Source organism: Mesonia phycicola, from assembly GCF_900141885.1.
GTDB classification, from domain to species: domain Bacteria; phylum Bacteroidota; class Bacteroidia; order Flavobacteriales; family Flavobacteriaceae; genus Mesonia; species Mesonia phycicola.
Genome location: NZ_FQYY01000003.1, coordinates 261,495 through 280,387 on the forward strand (window position 1 = coordinate 261,495; position 18,893 = coordinate 280,387).

20 protein-coding genes are annotated in these 18,893 nt (G+C 30.1%); 4 read left to right on the forward strand and 16 right to left on the reverse strand.

The features are described from left to right. Window positions 1–45 precede the first annotated feature (45 nt). From BUC03_RS05785 to BUC03_RS05795, 3 genes are read right to left on the reverse strand one after another with little or no spacing between them, the layout of a single operon-like run. Window positions 46–750, reverse strand: coding sequence for a hypothetical protein (locus BUC03_RS05785; protein WP_073149193.1), 705 nt, complete (start codon window positions 748–750; stop codon window positions 46–48). Next, window positions 747–1,382 carry a hypothetical protein gene (locus BUC03_RS05790; RefSeq protein ID WP_073149195.1) on the reverse strand — a complete coding sequence of 212 codons (636 nt, stop codon included), beginning with the start codon at window positions 1,380–1,382 and terminating at the stop codon, window positions 747–749. Before BUC03_RS05790 ends, BUC03_RS05785 begins: the two co-directional genes overlap by 4 nt. After that, window positions 1,379–1,717, reverse strand: coding sequence for a PadR family transcriptional regulator (locus tag BUC03_RS05795; protein WP_073149197.1), 339 nt, complete (start codon window positions 1,715–1,717; stop codon window positions 1,379–1,381). Before BUC03_RS05795 ends, BUC03_RS05790 begins: the two co-directional genes overlap by 4 nt. 127 nt (window positions 1,718–1,844) lie before the next feature. On the opposite strand from BUC03_RS05795, the gene BUC03_RS05800 reads away from it, so the two are divergent. Then, window positions 1,845–2,897 (forward strand): ferredoxin--NADP reductase, encoded by a 1,053-nt coding sequence (locus tag BUC03_RS05800; protein WP_073149199.1) that lies wholly within the window; start codon window positions 1,845–1,847, stop codon window positions 2,895–2,897. A gap of 82 nt (window positions 2,898–2,979) precedes the next feature. Here BUC03_RS05800 and BUC03_RS15165 read toward each other — a convergent pair whose 3' ends face one another. From BUC03_RS15165 to BUC03_RS05825, 6 genes are read right to left on the reverse strand one after another with little or no spacing between them, the layout of a single operon-like run. Beyond that, window positions 2,980–3,156 carry a hypothetical protein gene (locus BUC03_RS15165; RefSeq protein ID WP_159432700.1) on the reverse strand — a complete coding sequence of 59 codons (177 nt, stop codon included), beginning with the start codon at window positions 3,154–3,156 and terminating at the stop codon, window positions 2,980–2,982. A gap of 18 nt (window positions 3,157–3,174) precedes the next feature. Next, the gene (locus BUC03_RS05805) at window positions 3,175–4,257 is read right to left on the reverse strand and encodes a glycosyltransferase family 9 protein (RefSeq protein ID WP_084112822.1); all 1,083 of its coding nucleotides are present in this window, start codon (window positions 4,255–4,257) and stop codon (window positions 3,175–3,177) included. A 60-nt stretch (window positions 4,258–4,317) separates the two neighbouring features. Further along, a complete protein-coding gene (locus BUC03_RS05810) occupies window positions 4,318–4,926 on the reverse strand; it encodes a DUF4254 domain-containing protein (RefSeq protein WP_073149201.1) in 609 nt (202 codons plus the stop codon). 5 nt (window positions 4,927–4,931) lie between these two features. Further along, on the reverse strand, window positions 4,932–5,930 hold the full coding sequence (locus BUC03_RS05815) for a DNA adenine methylase (RefSeq protein WP_073149203.1): 999 nt from the start codon (window positions 5,928–5,930) through the stop codon (window positions 4,932–4,934). Then, window positions 5,927–6,565, reverse strand: a complete 639-nt coding sequence (locus BUC03_RS05820; RefSeq protein WP_234971602.1) for a hypothetical protein — start codon at window positions 6,563–6,565, stop codon at window positions 5,927–5,929. Before BUC03_RS05820 ends, BUC03_RS05815 begins: the two co-directional genes overlap by 4 nt. Further along, window positions 6,565–7,491: a DUF6427 family protein gene (locus tag BUC03_RS05825; protein WP_073149207.1), complete on the reverse strand. Its 927-nt coding sequence runs from the start codon at window positions 7,489–7,491 to the stop codon at window positions 6,565–6,567. The genes BUC03_RS05820 and BUC03_RS05825 overlap by 1 nt, the downstream gene beginning before the upstream one ends. A 48-nt stretch (window positions 7,492–7,539) precedes the next feature. Here BUC03_RS05825 and BUC03_RS05830 point away from each other — a divergent pair, with 48 nt between their 5' ends. Further along, on the forward strand, window positions 7,540–7,785 hold the full coding sequence (locus BUC03_RS05830; protein ID WP_073149209.1) for a DUF6341 family protein: 246 nt from the start codon (window positions 7,540–7,542) through the stop codon (window positions 7,783–7,785). On the opposite strand, the gene purD is transcribed toward BUC03_RS05830, so the two are convergent. Continuing rightward, on the reverse strand, window positions 7,782–9,056 hold the full coding sequence (gene purD / locus BUC03_RS05835) for a phosphoribosylamine--glycine ligase (protein ID WP_073149211.1): 1,275 nt from the start codon (window positions 9,054–9,056) through the stop codon (window positions 7,782–7,784). The genes BUC03_RS05830 and purD overlap by 4 nt on opposite strands. A gap of 78 nt (window positions 9,057–9,134) precedes the next feature. On the opposite strand from purD, the gene BUC03_RS05840 reads away from it, so the two are divergent. Continuing rightward, window positions 9,135–10,442: a phenylacetate--CoA ligase family protein gene (locus BUC03_RS05840; RefSeq protein WP_073149213.1), complete on the forward strand. Its 1,308-nt coding sequence runs from the start codon at window positions 9,135–9,137 to the stop codon at window positions 10,440–10,442. Next, window positions 10,439–11,611 (forward strand): glycosyltransferase family 4 protein, encoded by a 1,173-nt coding sequence (locus BUC03_RS05845; protein ID WP_073149215.1) that lies wholly within the window; start codon window positions 10,439–10,441, stop codon window positions 11,609–11,611. The genes BUC03_RS05840 and BUC03_RS05845 overlap by 4 nt, the downstream gene beginning before the upstream one ends. Here BUC03_RS05845 and BUC03_RS05850 read toward each other — a convergent pair. The 6 genes from BUC03_RS05850 to BUC03_RS05875 are packed head-to-tail and all read right to left on the reverse strand — an operon-like array spanning window position 11,608 to window position 18,890. Further along, window positions 11,608–12,957, reverse strand: a complete 1,350-nt coding sequence (locus BUC03_RS05850; RefSeq protein ID WP_073149217.1) for an undecaprenyl-phosphate glucose phosphotransferase — start codon at window positions 12,955–12,957, stop codon at window positions 11,608–11,610. The two genes, BUC03_RS05845 and BUC03_RS05850, sit on opposite strands and share 4 nt — an antisense overlap. 3 nt (window positions 12,958–12,960) lie before the next feature. Then, on the reverse strand, window positions 12,961–13,950 hold the full coding sequence (locus tag BUC03_RS05855) for a UDP-glucuronic acid decarboxylase family protein (protein WP_073149219.1): 990 nt from the start codon (window positions 13,948–13,950) through the stop codon (window positions 12,961–12,963). 10 nt (window positions 13,951–13,960) lie between these two features. Next, window positions 13,961–15,367 carry a UDP-glucose 6-dehydrogenase gene (locus BUC03_RS05860; RefSeq protein WP_073149221.1) on the reverse strand — a complete coding sequence of 469 codons (1,407 nt, stop codon included), beginning with the start codon at window positions 15,365–15,367 and terminating at the stop codon, window positions 13,961–13,963. Window positions 15,368–15,369: 2 nt separating this feature from the next. After that, window positions 15,370–16,500, reverse strand: a complete 1,131-nt coding sequence (locus tag BUC03_RS05865) for a glycosyltransferase (RefSeq protein ID WP_073149223.1) — start codon at window positions 16,498–16,500, stop codon at window positions 15,370–15,372. Further along, window positions 16,487–17,692 (reverse strand): O-antigen ligase family protein, encoded by a 1,206-nt coding sequence (locus BUC03_RS05870; RefSeq protein ID WP_073149225.1) that lies wholly within the window; start codon window positions 17,690–17,692, stop codon window positions 16,487–16,489. Before BUC03_RS05870 ends, BUC03_RS05865 begins: the two co-directional genes overlap by 14 nt. Further along, entirely contained in the window at window positions 17,685–18,890 is a 1,206-nt protein-coding gene (locus BUC03_RS05875) for a hypothetical protein (protein ID WP_073149227.1), read from the reverse strand. The genes BUC03_RS05870 and BUC03_RS05875 overlap by 8 nt, the downstream gene beginning before the upstream one ends. Window positions 18,891–18,893: the final 3 nt, after the last annotated feature.

The window sequence follows — 18,893 nt, forward strand, 5'->3', positions numbered from 1 at the left end:
TAGATTGGTTTTATTTATAGATGAGTATACAGGTAGATATAATTGTTACACTTTTTCTAATTTCATTTCTGGGTAAGCTTTTAACAAAATCTCTTCTTTTTTTGCTGGCAAAATTTTAAAGACAATATAATGTAAAATGAAGCTGAAGGTGATGAGTAACGCAAAAACAACTGCAAAATATTGGTATGGCAGCGTTTTTTCTGCCACCCAATACCATTGCCAAGGTGAAATAACAAAACCTCCAACACCTCTTCCCATATTCATAAACATTTTTTCTAAAAGATACGTTTTACCTCCTCTTTCTTTCTTCTTGTGTGCTGAAGCTTTATGAAATTTAATAAGTGAATAAAAAACATAGATTATTTCTAGCACAAGAATACTACCTACAATAACAAACCCTATTTCTTTTTGAAGCAGTAAAAAAGAAAACAACCAAACTAGAAAAGCTACGATAAATACCTTCGGAAGTTTTAAAAACTCCAACGCTTCTTTTTTTACCAGTTGAAAATAGCGCTTTTGCATGGCTTGTTCGCGCTCTGCTACCACATCTGTAAATCCAAAAATTCCGAATTTCTTGAATTCTTTTTGTAACAATGTTTCAAAATCTTGATCAGGATCTTCTTGCCAATGTTTTTCAATAGCAGAAGCTAAATGATCTACCAATTCGGTTTGCACGTCGTAATATTCAACATAATGTTGGCGCGTAAACTCGTATAAACGCTCTATTTGTTCAACTGAAAGATTTTTCATGAAAGTTGAAATTTATTCTTATACAACTTTACGTATTCTACTTGGGTATAAACAAAACTGATGTTAACCCAACTTATTAGTAAAATAAAAATAGAGTAATAAATAAAATTGGTATCTACTAATGTCGCAATCAGTCTAAATAATACATAGTTGATAAAGTAACATACAACAGCAGCAAGTTTCATGACAGATATTTGCTGATTTCTAAACCAAATTAAAGGAAACAAAGTGCTTAAAAAAATACTTGATCCCAAAATAAAAATAAAATACAGTTTTAAATCTTCAATTGAAATGGCTATTATACTATTTAAAACTAACCCCTTTATAATTAACAATGTAAAGCAGATTAAAACTGTATTCTCAAATAAATTTTTAATAAACTGTTTCAAAATTTTACTGCAAAGAGTAAATCGATACTTATTTATATTTTTCAGTAAAGATTTTTTATGCTGAATCATATACAGTTTAAATTCATCGTAAAAACTTGAAGTAGAATTCTCTTCTAGTCTATTTTCTATTTCAGAAGCTACGTGATCTATCATCTCAATTCTGACATCAATAAATTCAACTCCAGATTTTTTCAAATAAGTATCTATAAATTGTATCTCTTCTTTGGTTAATTGCTGTTTCATCCTAAACTTGGTTTTGGGTTCACAATACCTTGTATGGTTTCAATAAAACGTTCTAACTCTTCAATTCGGCTTACTTTTTCTTTGGTTCCGGCTTGTGTGAGTTTATAGTATTTTCTTAATCGGTTATCTACGCGTTGCATTTCTACCTCTAAAAATCCTTCGGCTTCTAACTTATGTAGTGCAGGGTAAAGTGCGCCTTCGGTAATATTTAATTCACCTTGCGTAAGCTCTTTTACTTTTTGGGTAATCTCATAACCATACATTTTGTTATTTTCTGCTAACAGCTTCAAAATAATGGTAGAAAGGCTTCCTTTATATAATTTAGAATTAGACATCTTTTCAATTTAAATTCAACTCAAACATACATAATTTTCTTATGCATAAAAAACTTAGGTATTATATTTTTCTTTAAATTGTTTATAAAAGCGAGTGACTTTGTATTTTTGCTGAAAATTTTTTTAAATGAAGAACTTTCATTCCTTAAGCATAAAAGAAATTATTAGAGAAACACCAAAAGCAGTAAGTATTGTTTTTGATGTTCCTAACGATTTAAAGCCTGTTTTTAAGTTTACGGCAGGTCAATATATTACCATAAAAAAAGAACTAAACGGAGAAGAGTTAAGACGTTCTTACTCTTTATGTTCTACCCCACAAAGTGAAGAATTAAAAGTTACTGTTAAAGAGGTTGAAGGAGGTAGATTTTCTGCCTTTGCCAATAACCAATTGCAAGTAGGAGAAAGTTTAGATGTTTTTCCGCCAGAGGGCAAGTTTGTATTTGAAGCCAACCCAAGTAAAACCCATCATACATATGCTGCTTTTGCTGCTGGTAGTGGTATTACCCCAATTATGTCTATTATAAAAACTGCTTTAACTAACGATGAGCACAGTAAATTTGTATTAGTTTACGGTAACAGAACTCCAGAAGAAACTATCTTTTTTAAAGAGCTTTTAGAGTTACAAGCTACTTATGCTAATCGTTTTTTTGTAGAGTTTGTGTATAGTCGTGCAAAAGACGAAAATTCTTTCTTCGGAAGAATTGAAAAAAGCACCGTAAACTTTGTAATGAAAAATAAGTTTAAAGGGCATCAATTTAACGACGTTTACTTATGCGGACCAGAAGAGATGATTAATTTAGTTTCTGAGGTTTTAGCTGAAAATAATTTTGCTAAAGAAAATATTCATTTTGAATTGTTTAGCTCTAGTGATGAAGGTGAAGTTGAAGCTAACCTAGACGGAAAAACGCAAATTACCGTAATTGTAGATGATGAAGAAAAAACCTTTATCATGGACCAAAAGAAGAATATTCTAGATGCAGTTTTAGACGAAGATTTAGACGCTCCGTATTCTTGCCAAGGTGGTATTTGTAGTTCTTGTATTGCCAGAATTACAGAAGGAAAAGCAGAGATGGCAAAAAATCAAATCTTGACAGACGATGAGATTGAAGAAGGTTTAACTCTAACTTGCCAAGCTTACGCCACTACTCCAACTATTAAAATAGATTTTGATGATGTGTAAAACTCATTATAATTACTAAATAAAAAACCCTCTTTCAATTTTTTAAAAGAGGGTTTTTTATTTACAAATATCGATTCATTCACTAAAGCAAAATTGAGCACACTGCTGCAATAGCTAAAAGAATAACTCTTAATATATTACGATTGCTAATATTTTTAAAATCTTTACGGTTAGATTCTTTATAAATTTTTCTGTTGTCATAAATAGAACTAACAACTATAGCGATAGCTGCTAACAAAATTATTACTTTTTCAATCATTTTATGGTAAGGATTTTTTTATACCGTTTGAATTATTGCGTGAAGTATTTGCTCTACAGAGATAGAATGCATCACCTCATCATAACCTTCTATTTGTTTATTCCCGTAAATAGAAGTTGGTAATAACGGATATTTTTTTAAATCTGGTAAAATTTGTTGTTCAGCTTTTTGCTGAAATGGTGCAAAACCAGCAAACGGATGCGTTGCTCCCCAAATAGTAATTACAGGTATATTAAACAAAGCTGCTAAATGTCCGTTACCGCTATCCATCGAAAGCATAAGGTCTAGATTAGAAACGGTTTGTAGCTCTTCTTTAAAGCTGAGTTTTCCAACCACACTAAAAACATTTTTATAACTAGCAGCTAACTTTTCTAGTTGTTGTTTTTCTTTTTTGCCGCCACCAAAAAGTAAAATATCGTATAGATTCGTTTCATCTAACGCTGCAATCACCTTTTCCATTTGGTCAAGCGGATACATTTTTGGCTCGTGCGCAGCAAAAGGCGCAATACCAATCCATTTTCTGGGTTGCTTAAGCTTTTCTTTAATTACCTGCGGAAGCGGATGTTTATTAATTACAACAGATTGGTTTAAATCTACCGGGAAATTTAACTCTGCAAAAACATCGGCGTAACGTTGGTGTGTACTTTTAAGTGGCTTAATGGTTTTTGGTTCAAGCCTGGTAAGCTCTTTCTTCTCTGCTCTACCTTTATTAATCACAGCAGATTTTATTCCGAAGAAAAAAAAGAAAAAACGCAAAATTTTAGTTCGCAGTACATTGTGCAAATCGGCAACGGCATCTATTTGAAGATTTTTTAACTCTTTTGCCAATTCAAATAAACCAAAAATGCCTTTATACTTTTGGTTTACATCTGCAGTAACAATATTAACGCCAGGTATTTCTTCAAAAATTGGTTGAAAAAAGGGTTTGGTAAGTACGGTAACTTTTAAATTGGGATAAGTTTTTACCAAACGTTGCAACACAGGCACCGTCATGGCAACATCACCCATTGCAGAAAACCGAATAACTAATAAATGAAAAGAAGCTTCTTCTTTACTGTCTTGCAAAGAAGAAGCGACTCTATTTTTTGAAATATCTCCCATTTTCAACTTAACTTTTTCAAAACAAAATGAGATTCTGTGTCAAACACAGAATGACGAAAATTATTTTTTCCCTCTTAATACCGGGTTTAGCTCATCATCATTATACATTTTCATCTGCTTATAGACTTTCATGTATTTGTCGCCATTTTCAATATCTTGCAATAACTGATTAATAGCGGTAGATAAATCTACACGTTGCTCTAACAACACCTCTAACTTTGCTTTACAAGCCATTTGGTGCTCTTGTGAGGCATCTTCTCGTGTTGCCTCTTCATTCATATGGTAAATTTTTAACGCAAGAATAGAAAGTCTATCTACACCCCAAGCAGGGCTTTCGGTATTAATAGTTGCTGTTTCTTTTGGCGTGACTTCTTTATATTTTTCAAGAAAATAGCTATCGATATATTCTACCATATCGGTACGATCTTGGTTAGAAGCATCGATTTGACGTTTTAATTTTAAAGCCGAAACAGGATCAATTTCTGGATCGCGAATAATATCTTCATAATGCCATTGTACCGTATCTATCCAGCATTTTCTGTAAAGTAAATGTTCTAAAAGATCCGTTTCTTTTGAGTATGGATTTTCAAACGGTTGATCTACCGTATTAACTACGTGGTATTTTTCTATTACTTCTTGAAATATTTTGTTCGCTTTATCTGAAAACATATTATTTATTTTTCTAAAATGTGTAAATATTCTATAGTTTGGTTGGCTTTATGGTTACGGTTTTCTGTTTTATCGGCCTTAAAACGTTGGTAGTTTTTGGTAGCCAAACTATACTTACCGTACTTACTCATAATTGCCTTTATTTGTTCTGGTGGCATTAAACCTTCATTATTGTAACTCAAAAAGATATAAGAAAATTTTGCCTGCTTAATTAAATCTTCAAACTCGGCAGCTACTTCTCTCTTTTTGCAATAGTTAGAGCGGTAATACTCGCGCAATCCGGTTTTACCCTTGGGTGCAAAGGTATCATATTTTGCGATAGTGGTAAGCAAATGATAATTTGCTCCGTATTGGCGCGCATTATATGGGGGGTCTAAATATAAAATATCTCCTTCTATTTGCTGAATAAGTTGATTGGCGTCTTCTTGAAAAACCTGATTTTGCTGACTCGTCTTTATAAATTCTGCCGGCTGAATAACCAATGGTTTTGCTGCAGAAGTTTTTATTTTCTTTAGAAATGCTCCGTAAACTGAAGCGGTATTGGCTACTTTATCTGCACTTTCTAGTAGAGAAGCTAGTAAGAAATAATACAGCTCTTCTGAAATTTCTTCAGAAGTCTTCCAACATTCTATTTGTTGGCGACAAGCATCTATTTTTTTGGCATTTTCTTCTGAAAAAAATAAGCGTTCAGCTTTACCGTTTTCGCCATATTCTTCAGCAATAAATCCTTTTTTTCCTGCTAGGTTATTTAATGCGGTAATATACTTTTCTACGGAAGAAATTTCTTGATGATTTTCAATGTAATTCTTCAATAAAACAAAACTGTAAAACTCTACATCGTTAGCAAAAACTTTTTTTACCAATGGTTTAAATGTTCTGCCTACAATGCCTGTTCCTGCAAATAGATCACAAAAAGTAAGTTGAAAAAGTGGTGTTGCAACTGCATTTTCTACCTCTTCTACAATCCAAGAAGAAAGTTTGTTTTTAGAGCCTATGTAATTCATTTAACCACCCAAATTATATCTGAAAAAGCTTCTTTTTCTTTAAATTGAAGCTTTATTAATTTTGAAGCGTCAAAGGTAGAAACATATTTTTGAATGCATTGTTTTAAAAGGCTAATTTCTGCCTTTAATTTCCAATGTTCGCCATCTTCAGCATAGGTTACCACAAATAGTCTATTTTCAAAATGTTGTCGTTGTTGTTGGCTTTGGTATTTGTAAAACCAATATAATAATTCTTCGTGATGCTTTTTTGAGTAGTACAGGGTTTGTTTAAAACCTTTAGGAAAAACCGAAGTTTTATGGTCAAAATCTATTCCGCGTAAATTAAAATCTACCAACCGGTCTTTGTGGTTTAGAGATGGTGTTACGCCTTCTATTTCTGTAAAAATTTGCTCTACCGCCATGGCACTCCAAAAGTTAAACCAGCGATTAGCAGCATAATTGAAAAGTTCTCTTTTACCTAGATTATAAGCATCTACGGTAGCTTTCATTGCTACAACCACGGCTTCCCAATCTGAAAACCTATAAATAAAATTGGTGTAAGCATCCCACTCATCATTTTGCTTTTTGCCCCATTGATATGGGTAAGCTAAACGTTGTTGTAATTGATATTCAATATAATTTAGATCTAAACTCACTAAGCTATAAACGGAACGATAAAGGTTAATACCAATAAAGATATTAATAAAATTTCTTTAAAGATATCTTTACCATTCTGCTCAAAATAATTAGCGCCAATAATACATACGGGAAGAATAAAAAATAATAGCTCTGCTCCATTTTTATTTGGATCAAAAATCACCACAAAGATGGAGATAATAAGTGTTACCAAAACAATGTATAAAGTAGATTTTATTGCTCTACTTACTTTTGGAATAGTTTTGAAATAAACAAACAATACCCAAACTGCAAATACTATTAACACACTTAACGGAAATAAAATAGAAAATTCTCTATAAGCATTTAAGTCTAAAGAAGGTGTTACAAGGTATGCAAAGGGATTAAAGAATTGATTATAAAAAAGAAGGTTAAAAGCAGTTTTAAATGCAAAAACACTAATAATTGCAAAAAAGGGAATTAACCAATTTTTAAAATCATCTCTTGCATACATAAGCACGCCTATAAATGGCAATAAAACAAATAAAACACTTTCTGGGTAGCATAAAAAAGCAACTGCTACCCAAAATGAAGTGTCAAAAATTTTTCTTTTTATAAAAATTTCAGATCGTAAACTCACTAATCTTCTTAAAGCCAACAATACACATAAGCTAGAAATAATAACTTCATCTGCTTGTAAAACAGGAAAAAAAAGTACTGTAAAAACAGCAAATAAAAATATGGTAAAAGTGTTGCGCTTAGTAACCTCATTGCGTTTAACAATAAAATTGATAAGCATCATTAAAAAAAGATAAGCCAATAAAAGCCCTATTTTTGACAAGAAATAAAAAAGTGAAAACTCAACTTTTTCTACAAAAATATTAGCTGCAAGAAAAAATAAAGACATAAAAAGCCCTACCAAAACAAAATTGATAGGTTTAGATTTCTTAAAAAAGCTTGCTAGCATTGACTAATTTTTTACTTTTGTAATCTAAATATATTAAAGTTCACTCTAATGAAAGACTTTTTAGAACTTATACAATCTCTCTTTGAAGATGTTTTATTCATACCTCTTAATGCTTTAAGAAGCTTAGAGTTAGAAAATTGGTTTGCTGCTAATGCCTTAAACTGGGTATTTATGTTAATTGCTTCTGTTGCATTTATCTATTGGATGATACAACTAAAGAAATTTAACGAAGAAGGCACAGAAAACAGAGATGCGAAAGCACACGGATTTTTAGGAAAAAACCCTGAAATTTAATTCAGGTCTTTTCCTAAGTCTTTACGATAATACATCTTATCAAAATGTAATTTTTCTACATTTTGATAAGATTTTTTTAGTGCTTCATTAAAATCTTCTCCAAAAGAGGTAATAGCTATAACACGACCACCATTAGTAACAACTTTGTTGTTTTCTAATTTTGTTCCTGCGTGAAATACAATAGAATCTTCAATAGTTTCTATTCCTGTAATTTCCTTTCCTTTTTCATAAGCTTCAGGGTAACCTCCAGAAACTGTCATTACGGTAGTTGCAGAGCGTTTATCTATTTCTAGGTTTATTTCATTTAATTTTCCTTCAGCAACTTTATCGAAAACTTCTACTAAATCAGAGGTTATTCTTGGTAAAACTACTTCTGTTTCTGGATCTCCCATTCTTACATTATATTCTATAACATAAGGCTCGTCACCTACTTTAATTAAACCTATAAATACAAAACCTTTATAATCTATTTCTTCTTTTTGTAAACCTTCTACCGTAGGTTTTACAATACGCTCTTCTATTTTTTGCATTAATACCTCATCTGCAAAAGGTACAGGAGAAATAGCTCCCATTCCGCCAGTATTTAATCCTGTATCTCCTTCTCCAATACGTTTGTAATCTTTTGCGGTAGGTAATACTTTGTAGTTTTTACCATCTGTAAGCACAAAAACACTTAACTCAATTCCGTCTAAAAATTCTTCAATCACTACGGTTTCACTAGCAGCTCCAAATTTTTGATTACTAAGCATATTTTCTAGTTCTGCTTTAGCTTCGTCTAAGTTTTCTAAAATTAAAACTCCTTTACCGGCAGCTAACCCGTCTGCTTTTAATACATAAGGTGCTTTTAAAGTTTCTAAAAACTTTTTACCAGCTTCTAGACTTTCTACCGTAAAACTCTCATAAGCAGCAGTTGGTATTTTATGCATTGCCATAAACTCTTTAGCACGCTCTTTACTACCCTCTAATAAAGCACCTCTTTTTGAAGGACCTATAAGTTTTACAGATTGTAATTCTTGATCTGCCTGAAAATAATCGTAAATACCTTCTACCAATGGGTCTTCAGGACCTACAATTACCATTTCTATGTCTTTTGCTAATACTGTTTTCTTTATAGCTTCAAAGTCTGTTACTTTTAAATCTATATTTTCAGCAATTTGAGAGGTCCCTGCATTACCAGGAGCAACATAAAGCTTATTACATTTTTTACTTTGAGCTAATTTATAAGCGAAAGTATGTTCTCTACCACCAGAGCCTAAGACAAGAATATTCATTTTTTAAATTTTTATTAGGAGCTCCAAAAATAAATGTTTGTAAATTGACGCCCTAATATTTTTATAAAAATTACACGGTTGAATTGGTTTGATCTTACATTAAAACTAAAAGGCTTCCCTATTGAGGGTGCTAAATCTGAATTGCAAAAAATTCAGGACATTCCAGAAGCTGAATATGCCAACTATATTGAATTAAAAAAGAAAGAAATTGTAAGCTATCACCTGCAACACAATTCTTTTTATAAAAATCTTCTAGGAAATAAACCTATAGATAAATGGGAAGATTTACCAATATTAACTAAAAAAGATCTTCAGCAACCGTTAAAAGACAGATTAAGTGAAGGCTTTACTCTTAAAAATGTATATATAAATAAAACCTCTGGTTCTAGCGGTCATCCTTTTGTTTTTGCTAAAGATAAATTTTCTCATGCGCTTACTTGGAGTGTTATTTTTAATAGGTTTGGTTGGTTTGGTCTAGATTTTAACTCTTCTTACCAGGCTAGATTTTACGGTATACCACTAGATAAAATAGGCTATTATAAAGAACGCCTTAAAGATAAACTCGCTACTAGGTATAGGTTCCCTATATTTAATTTAAGTGATGATAAATTAGAAACTTTTTTGGCAGAATTTTACACTAAAAAGTTTGATTATATAAATGGCTACACTAGCTCTATTGAATTATTTGCTAAATACTTACAAAATAAAAATATAGTTTTAAAAGAAGTTTGCTCCACTTTAAAAGTATGCATTGTTACAAGTGAAATGCTTTTTCCTGAGACTAAAAAGTTATTAGAAAAACAATTAGGTGTGCCTGTGGTAAATGAATATGGTGCAAGTGAGTTAGATTTAATTGCTTTTCAAAATAAACAAGATAAATGGGTACTTAATAGCGAGACTTTATTTGTAGAAGTAGTAGATGAAAATAATAAAGTATTGCCATACGGAAGAGAAGGAAAGTTAATAGTTACTTCGTTATTTAATAAAGCACACCCTTTTATACGTTATGAGTTAGGAGACGTTGGAGTGATTAGCGAAAAAAGCTCTGCTAAACACCAAATACTTCAAAAATTAACAGGGAGAACCAATGATGTTGCCACACTACCTAGCGGAAAAGTTGTACCTGGACTTACCTTTTACTATGTTACAAAAAGTATTATAGAAGACAGCGGAGATGTAAAAGAGTTTGTAATTAAACAAACAAAACCCAATACATTTGTGGTGACTTATGTTTCTTCAGAAAAAATAAGCGACCTTAAAAAAAGAGATATGATAAACGCTATAGAGAAATATCTTGAAAAAGGACTTGAGCTTCAACTAAACCGAGTTGATGTATTAGAACGCAAAAAAAGTGGAAAATTAAAGCAGTTTGAATCTTTAGTATGAAAAAAATAACCATTATTTCTAATTATTTCCCACCAGAAACGGGAGCCGCTTCTAACAGAATATCAAAATTAGTTTTAGGATTAAAAGAAAGAGGCTTTGAGGTATCTGTTATTTGCCCATTACCTAATTACCCAAAAGGTAAAATTTTTGAAGGTTACCAAGGAAAAATTTCTGTTACTGAAAATTATTATGGGATTAATGTGCGAAGATTATGGGTATATGCTAATAATTCTGCTAATAAGTTTAAGCGTTTATTAGGTATGGTTTCTTTTTCGCTAAGTTTTGTGTGCTTAGCATTATTTAAACCTTCTAAAATAGCTAAAACAGTTATAATTCAAAGTCCACCATTAATTATAGCTCACGCAGTATTAAGAATACTTTCTAGTAAAAAAAGAACCTTAATTTTAAACGTTTCAGATTTGTGGCCTTCTGCTGGTTATGAGTTAGGAGCTATACAAAAAGGTAGAGCTTATGATTTATTAGAAAAAATTGAAAAATATAATTATAAAAAGCCCTCTTTAGTTTTAGGCCAATCAAAAGAAATACTAGAGCGCGTCACCACTATTATACCTCAACAACGTACTTTTTTGTATCGTAATTTTCCGCAACCGCCTATACAACAAAAAGAACCTTATTACTCAAATGAAGATTCTATAAAAATAATTTATGCAGGTTTATTAGGTATTGCACAAGGCATTGTTAAGCTTTGTAAAGAAATAGAGTTAAATAAAGCAGAATTACATATTTATGGAGCTGGAGCAGAAAAGGAAGAGCTAGAAACCTATTTAAAATCTTCTGATAAACAAATAATTTATCACGGTGAAGTGCAACGCGAAGAGCTATTAAAACTTTTAAATAGCTTTGACTTAGCCATTGTGCCTCTTGTAAGAAGTATTTATGGCTCTACCCCTTCTAAAATTTATGAAATGGCACATAACCATTTACCTATACTTTATTTTGCTGGTGGAGAAGGAGAAAATGTTATAAAAACAAATAACTTGGGTTACGTAGTTGCGCCAGGAGATTTTGAAGCTTTAAATGAATTGATAAAAAAATTAGATTTAACTGAAATAAATAATCTGAAAAAAGATATTAGCACAACAGCTTTAAAAAACTTTAATATTGATAAACAGTTAGATGACTTAAAAAAGGTACTTTTAGAATATTAGTAAGCTTTTTCTTCTCCTTTAATTGCATTAAAAACTGTTTGAAATATAATTTTAATATCTAGCAAAATAGACCAGTTTTCTAAATAAAAAATATCATATTTTACTCTATTAATAATATCATTTTCTGTTTCTATTTCACCTCTATAACCACTAGTTTGGGCTAAACCAGTTATACCTGGTTTTACAAAGTGTCTCACCATAAATTTATCTATACGCTCTGCATACATATGAGTATGGCTTACCATATGCGGCCTAGGCCCTACAACAGACATATCCCCTAGTAATACATTGATAAATTGTGGTAATTCATCTATACTTGTTTTTCTTAAAAATTTTCCTATTTTGGTTATTCTCACATCATTTTTTGTTGCTTGGTGCAAGTTAGCCTGAGGGTTTACCTTCATAGACCTATACTTATAACAGTAAAATTCTTTGTAATCTAAACCATTTCTTTTTTGACGAAAAAAAACAGGCCCTTTAGATTCTGAAAGTATAAAAAATGCTAAGATTGGTGACAACCAAGATAGAATACCTACAATAACAATTAATGATAATACAACATCAAAAACTCTTTTTATAAATTGGTTTAAAGGATCTTCAATAGGAATATTTCTTAAAGATAGAATAGGCAAATACCCATAATACTCCATTTTCATTCTACGAGTATAAATCTCTTTATTATCTGGTAAAAACTTTAAAACCTTCAAGTTATTATCTGCAAAATCTTTTAAAATTTCTATCTGCTCATCAGTAAGAGAGGTAATAGAGCAGTAAATCTCATCTATATTCTCTTTTTGTATAAATTCAAAACAGTCTTCTAAAGATTCATCTTCTTTTAAATCAAAAACAGATTTACATTGATAACCATACTCTTCATTATTTTCAAAAAACTCTTTAAGTTTTTCTGTTCTTTGAGTTTTACCTATAATTATGGTTTTTCTATAATTACCTCCTAAATTTTTTCTGTATTTTTTTAGTAAGTAAAATATAGAAAGTTTAAATACCATAATAATGGTAACAACTTTTATACAGTATTTAATAATTTTAAAAGAAGACCTACTTAAATCTTCAAAAAAACCGAAAAAAGCGAATACTAATAACGTAAATAGAATAGCTTGTAAAAAGCTTAAAGAAAAGATTCTGATGACTTTGGTAAATCTATATATCTCATAAAATTGAGATTTAATAGATAACAGTAACCACCCTATAGAAATAAATATTGCATAATTAAAATAGTCTAGTGCTTCAAAATTAAATTGAAAAGCAAATAGCAAGATAATAGCTAGATCTATAAGATAAGCTAGAGGTCTAAGATAACCAGAATACCTACCTTGATTTACAATCATAAATTATTTTCTAATATGGTTAGAAAAATCTTTATGCTCCTTTTTTTCAAGTTCTTGTGGAGATAAAGCTTTAAAATACTCATAGGTTTTTTTCATACCCTCTTCTCTAGAAACCTTAGGCTCCCAATTTAATATGTTTTTTGCTTTAGTAATATCTGGTTTTCTTTGTTTAGGGTCATCTTGAGGAAGCTCTTTAAAAATCATTTTCTGATTTGTTCCCGTTAAATTTACAATTTCTTGCGCAAATTCTTTAATTGTAATTTCATGAGGGTTACCAATATTTATTGGGTTAGTATAATCACTAAACAGTAATTTATAAATCCCGTCTATTTGATCATCTACATAACAAAAAGATCTTGTTTGAGAACCGTCTCCAAATATAGTTAGGTTTTCACCTCTAAGTGCTTGACCAATAAAAGCTGGTATTACTCTTCCGTCATTTAAACGCATTCTAGGACCATAAGTATTAAATATTCTTACAATTCTAGTCTCTAAACGATGAAAGCGATGATACGCCATGGTAATAGATTCTTGAAAGCGTTTAGCCTCATCATAAACACCTCTTGGGCTAATAGTGTTTACATTGCCAAAATATTCTTCGCTTTGAGGGTGTACTAAAGGGTCGCCATAAACTTCAGAAGTACTTGCAATAAGTATTCTTGCATCTTTTTCTTTAGCTAAGCCTAATAAATTATGAGTACCTAATGAGCCTACTTTAAGGGTTTGAATAGGTATTTTTAAATAATCTATAGGACTTGCAGGAGATGCAAAGTGTAATATATAATCTAAATCACCACCAATATGTACAAATTTAGTAACATCGTGATGGTGAAATTCAAAATTCTCTAAGCCAAAAAGATGTTCTATATTTTTTAGATCTCCTGTAATAAGATTATCCATCCCTATTACGTAGAAACCATTTGCAATAAACTTGTCACAGAGGTGAGAACCTAAAAACCCTGCAGCACCTGTGATTAAAACTCTTTTAGCCATTTATTATTAATTACATTCCTTTACCAATGGTATAGCAAACAAATCCTATTTCTTCTAGTTTTTTAGTATCTAAAACATCTCTACCATCAAACAAAAATGCTGGTTTTTGCATACCATCATAAATTTTTTGCCAATCGTATGTGGTAAACTCATCCCACTCTGTTAATACTGCAATTGCGTGCGCATCTTTACAAGCATCATAAGCATTATCAAAAGCGGTTAAACCATTTCTATTTTCTTCTGAAGAGCGTGTATTTAAGTAATCTAGATCTGCATACATTTGCTCTGCCTGCACTTTTGGATCGTAAGCAGAAATGTTAGATTGCTCGTTTAATAGCTCATCTGCCACATAAATAGCTGCAGATTCTCTAGTGTCGTTAGTATCTTTCTTAAACGCCCAACCTAAAAATGCTATTTTCTTACCAGAAACAGTATTAAAAAGAGTGCTTATTATATTATGGGCAAACCTTCTTTTTTGGTGATCGTTCATAATAATTACTTGCTCCCAATAGTCTGCTACTTCTACTAAACCATAAGATTTAGCAATGTATACTAAGTTTAAAATATCTTTTTGAAAACAAGAACCTCCAAAACCTACAGATGATTTTAAAAATTTAGGGCCTATACGTGAGTCCATCCCAATGGCGCGAGCCACTTCATCTACATCTGCTTCTGTTTTTTCACATAATTCTGAAAGCGAGTTAATAGAAGAAACTCTTTGTGCTAAAAATGCATTTGCGGTTAATTTAGATAGCTCTGAAGACCAAACATTAGTAGTTAATATTTGATTTTGTGGTACCCAATTAGCATAAACGCTTACCAAAGCTTGTATTGCTTCTTTCCCTTCTTCTGTAGAAGTGTCTCCACCAATTAAAACTCTATCTGGATCTAATAAATCTGTTACTGCAGTACCTTCTGCTAAAAACTCTGGATTAGAAAGAATTTGAAATTTTGCATTGCTACCATTTCCTGTATTGTCTAAAATACTCTTAATGGCAGAGGCAGTTCTTACGGGTAATGTAGATTTTTCTACAACAATTTTATCTGTAGTTGCCACACGAGCAATTTGCCTTGCACAAAGTTCTATATACTTTAAATCTGCAGCCATCCCCTTACCTTTACCATAGGTTTTGGTTGGAGTATTTACAGAAATAAAAACCATGTCTGCTTTATCTATTGCTTTATCTACTTCTGTAGAAAAAAATAAGTTTCTCCCTCTAGCATCTGCAACTACTTTATCTAAACCTGGCTCATAAACTGGTAATTTAGATAGATCTTCATCATTCCAAGCTGCAATACGTTTTTCGTTAATATCTACTACAGTTACATTTATAGATGGGCATTTTTGAGCTATTATAGCCATAGTTGGCCCTCCTACGTAACCTGCACCAATACAGCAAATATTTTTTATTTCCATTATTATTTTTTTCTATTAGTGAAATATATTTCTTCTAGATGTTGAATTGTATTATCAATATTAAAATTTTTATCAAACTTTGCTATTGAATTGTTTTCAAAAGTTTTTAATAAATCAGGGTTTTCTAATAAACTTAGAATCTTGTTTTTAAAACTCTCTACATTTTGGTCAAAAATAACAAAACCATTTTGATTGTTCTCTATTAAATCCCTATTTCCGTCTGCATCTGTTACTACACTTGCCTTTGCTAATGCTAAGCTCTCTATAATAGAATATGGTAAGCCTTCATACCTAGCAGTAGATATATAAAGTTTTGATTTCTTTATTATATTAAAAATATCGTCTCTATGTGTCCACTCTAAAAGAGTTATATTTTTTTCTAAGTTATACTCTTTAATTTGTTGTTTTACAGCTTCTAAGTTTGGTGCATGAAAGCCAACTCCCATTAAAACTAAGTGTATTTGAGGCATTTCTTCTTTTAATTTTGAAATAACCTCTACCATCAATTCTATATTTTTTTGATATGATGGTCTTCCTACAGAACAAATATAATTATCTGGCCAAGACTGCTGGAACGATAATTTTTTTATTTGATCTATTGGTTTTATAGAGTTATTGTAAACGCACACTCTGTCTTCTGGATACCCTACATCTTTTATTGCTCTATTTTTTTCTGAAACAGAACAAGCTAAAATTTTATTATTTAAAGGAACAAACAGTTTTTCTATAAAAAGATATATAGATTTTTTTAAACTACTCTCTGCACTCAAATATGAATAAGCATGTGGAGTATGTAAAGTTGGTATTTTTAATTTGGCACCTATTATTTTAGAGAAAATGCCTCCTTTAGCACTGTGACCGTGAATTAAATCTGGTTGCTCTGCTTTTACAATAGAGTTTATTTTTATTAAAGTATTACTATCTTTTATCGGATTTATATTTCTAACAATAGAGGTTGTATAAGTTTTAACAACATCACCATTTTTGTCTACAAAAGGGTCGGTGTTTTCTTTTTCTTCATGAATAATAACAAATTCAAACTTATTGGGATTCAAGTTTTGCAAAAGCAACCTTAGATGTACCTCTACCCCTCCAACAGCTTGTAATATGTGTAAAATCTTAAGCTTTTTCATTTATCTCTTTTGATGATGTGTAAAGAACTGCAAAAATACCGAAAAGATAACAGCCTAGTTGACGGTATAACACGTTTTCTACTAAAAAAAATGCTAAGAATAAAAGAAACACAATTTTCATTTCAAAATTTGATTTTGAAATGAAAACAGTAACAAAAACAGCTAACAATAATATAAACGGTATAAAACCAGCAACTAATAAAAAATCTAGAAACTGATTATGAGTATTAAATTTTTTAGTTAAAAAGAATTGTTTTTTATCGGGATTAACAATCGTTTTTTTATAACAATCAATTAATTTATTTTCTAAATACTGATAGTTTTTTAGACCTGTTACTAAAGAATAGTCTTGAGAAGAAATAATGCTTACTGCACACGGCCAAATAACGTACCTAGGCTCATAATCTTTCATAATTTTTACTGAAGAAGAAAAATCATTAGTAAACCTCATTCTCTCAATTAAATTATTAGATAGACCTAATAGAATAGAAAATAGTAACCCTAAAACGAGTATAAACAATATTTTATTTCTTTTTCTATTAGTTATATTTTTAATGAAAAATATAACTAATAAAGCTACACTTAACACAAAACCTAACCTAGCTGATATATATAAATTAAAAGCTGTAAATAAAAAGTATAATAAATAATAATCGTAAGCAGCACTTGTTTTTTGGTGTGCTCTTTTTAAAAAAATAAAATTAGCTAGAGTTACCACTAGTCCAAAATATGGTCTTTCTAGCACTAGTAACTCACTTACTATGCTTCCGTTAGATAAAATAAAATCTTCGTGATCATAAGAATATAAAAATATTTTAAGGCAAGATATTATTACAATAATAGCAGTTATAATAATAAAAGCATTCTCTATTTTTTTTCTATTAGAAGTTAAAGAGGTTAAAAACATAACACTTAATACCAAAACTAGTTTTAGTATATTATCATAATTATCTACCATACTATTGTAGTAGAAACTATTTAGTATAATTACTAAAGTTGCTGCTACAAAAAAGAGAAAGAAGTTTGATTTAAAGATATATTGCTGTTTAGGAAGAATACAAACAAAAACCCCTAAAATTAGAGCAAATAGATTTGGTAAAAAGAAAGAGAAAAAGAGAGAAAAAATTAAAAGCATAAAAAATAAATCGTATAATTTATTTTTATTTTTTAGCTCTTCTGCTAGGTTATACATAGCTCTTCTTTTTATCTGGATAACACAATAAACTTAAACAAATCCCTATTAAATACACCCCAATTTGCCTAAAAAATGGGTTTTCTATAAACAAGAAACTAATAACGATTATGCTAAAAAAAGTAACTGATGAAGATTTGTTAATAAATGGTGCTACTAATAGGAATAGTATAAAAAGTATTAAAGCAATAGCACCGTGTAATAAATAAATGTAAAAAAACTGATTGTGGCTATTGTATTTATTTTTTACAAACCATTCTCTTTTATCTTTTATGTAAATCGTTTCAGAATAACATTTAATTAAATCATTCTCAATCTGCAGATCTGTTTTATACCCTATAAGTGAATTAAATTCTTCTTTATTTTTAAGATTTGCTACACAGCGCCATATAGCAAACCTAGGTTCTTTAATTTTTACTTCTTCAATAAATTCATCAAGATTACTAACATTTAAAAAAAGTCGCTCTTTTATTCCTTTATTTTTTGAGATAAAGAAAAATCCTATTACCAATATCCCTATAAATGCAAGTATATTTTTGTAAGAGAGTTTTAAATTAAAGTTTTTAAAACACTGTATAAAAATTAAAAAGATTAGAAACAGTGTAGATAACCTAGAAGAAATAAGAAAATTCGCTAAAAAAACTAAGGATAGTAAAACATACTTAATTTTTATTTTTTCTTTAAATACATCAATAATAAATACACCAGCTATCATACTAGAAAGTCCAAAATAAAGTCTTTCTATGTATAGAAAGTTCTTTATATTTTTTCCTGTGGTATAAAAATTGAATTCTTGAAAATTGATATAATTAAGTATTACCCCATAAAATATTACCACTAAAAAAACACTGTAAGCTATTAAATAACATTTCTTAAATGAGCTCAAAAAGTGTTTATCTGCATAAAATAATAGAGGAAAAACAGCTAGTAATAAGTACCTTAATATTATTTGAGAATCTTCTGTAAAATCACCAAACAGAACAATTTCTAAGATTAAGTACAGAAATACAAATACTAAAAAAAAGTAAAGTTTATTAAATTCTATTTTTTTCTTCTTTGCTATTTCAAAAATTGAAATCCCTAAAAGAATAAAAAAGCTAATATTATTTATTGCATTAGAAAAAAAAATACTTAGTATAAATATTACTACTAAAGCATTTTTAATATTGAATAATGTAAATAGTTTTTTTACTGCCATTTT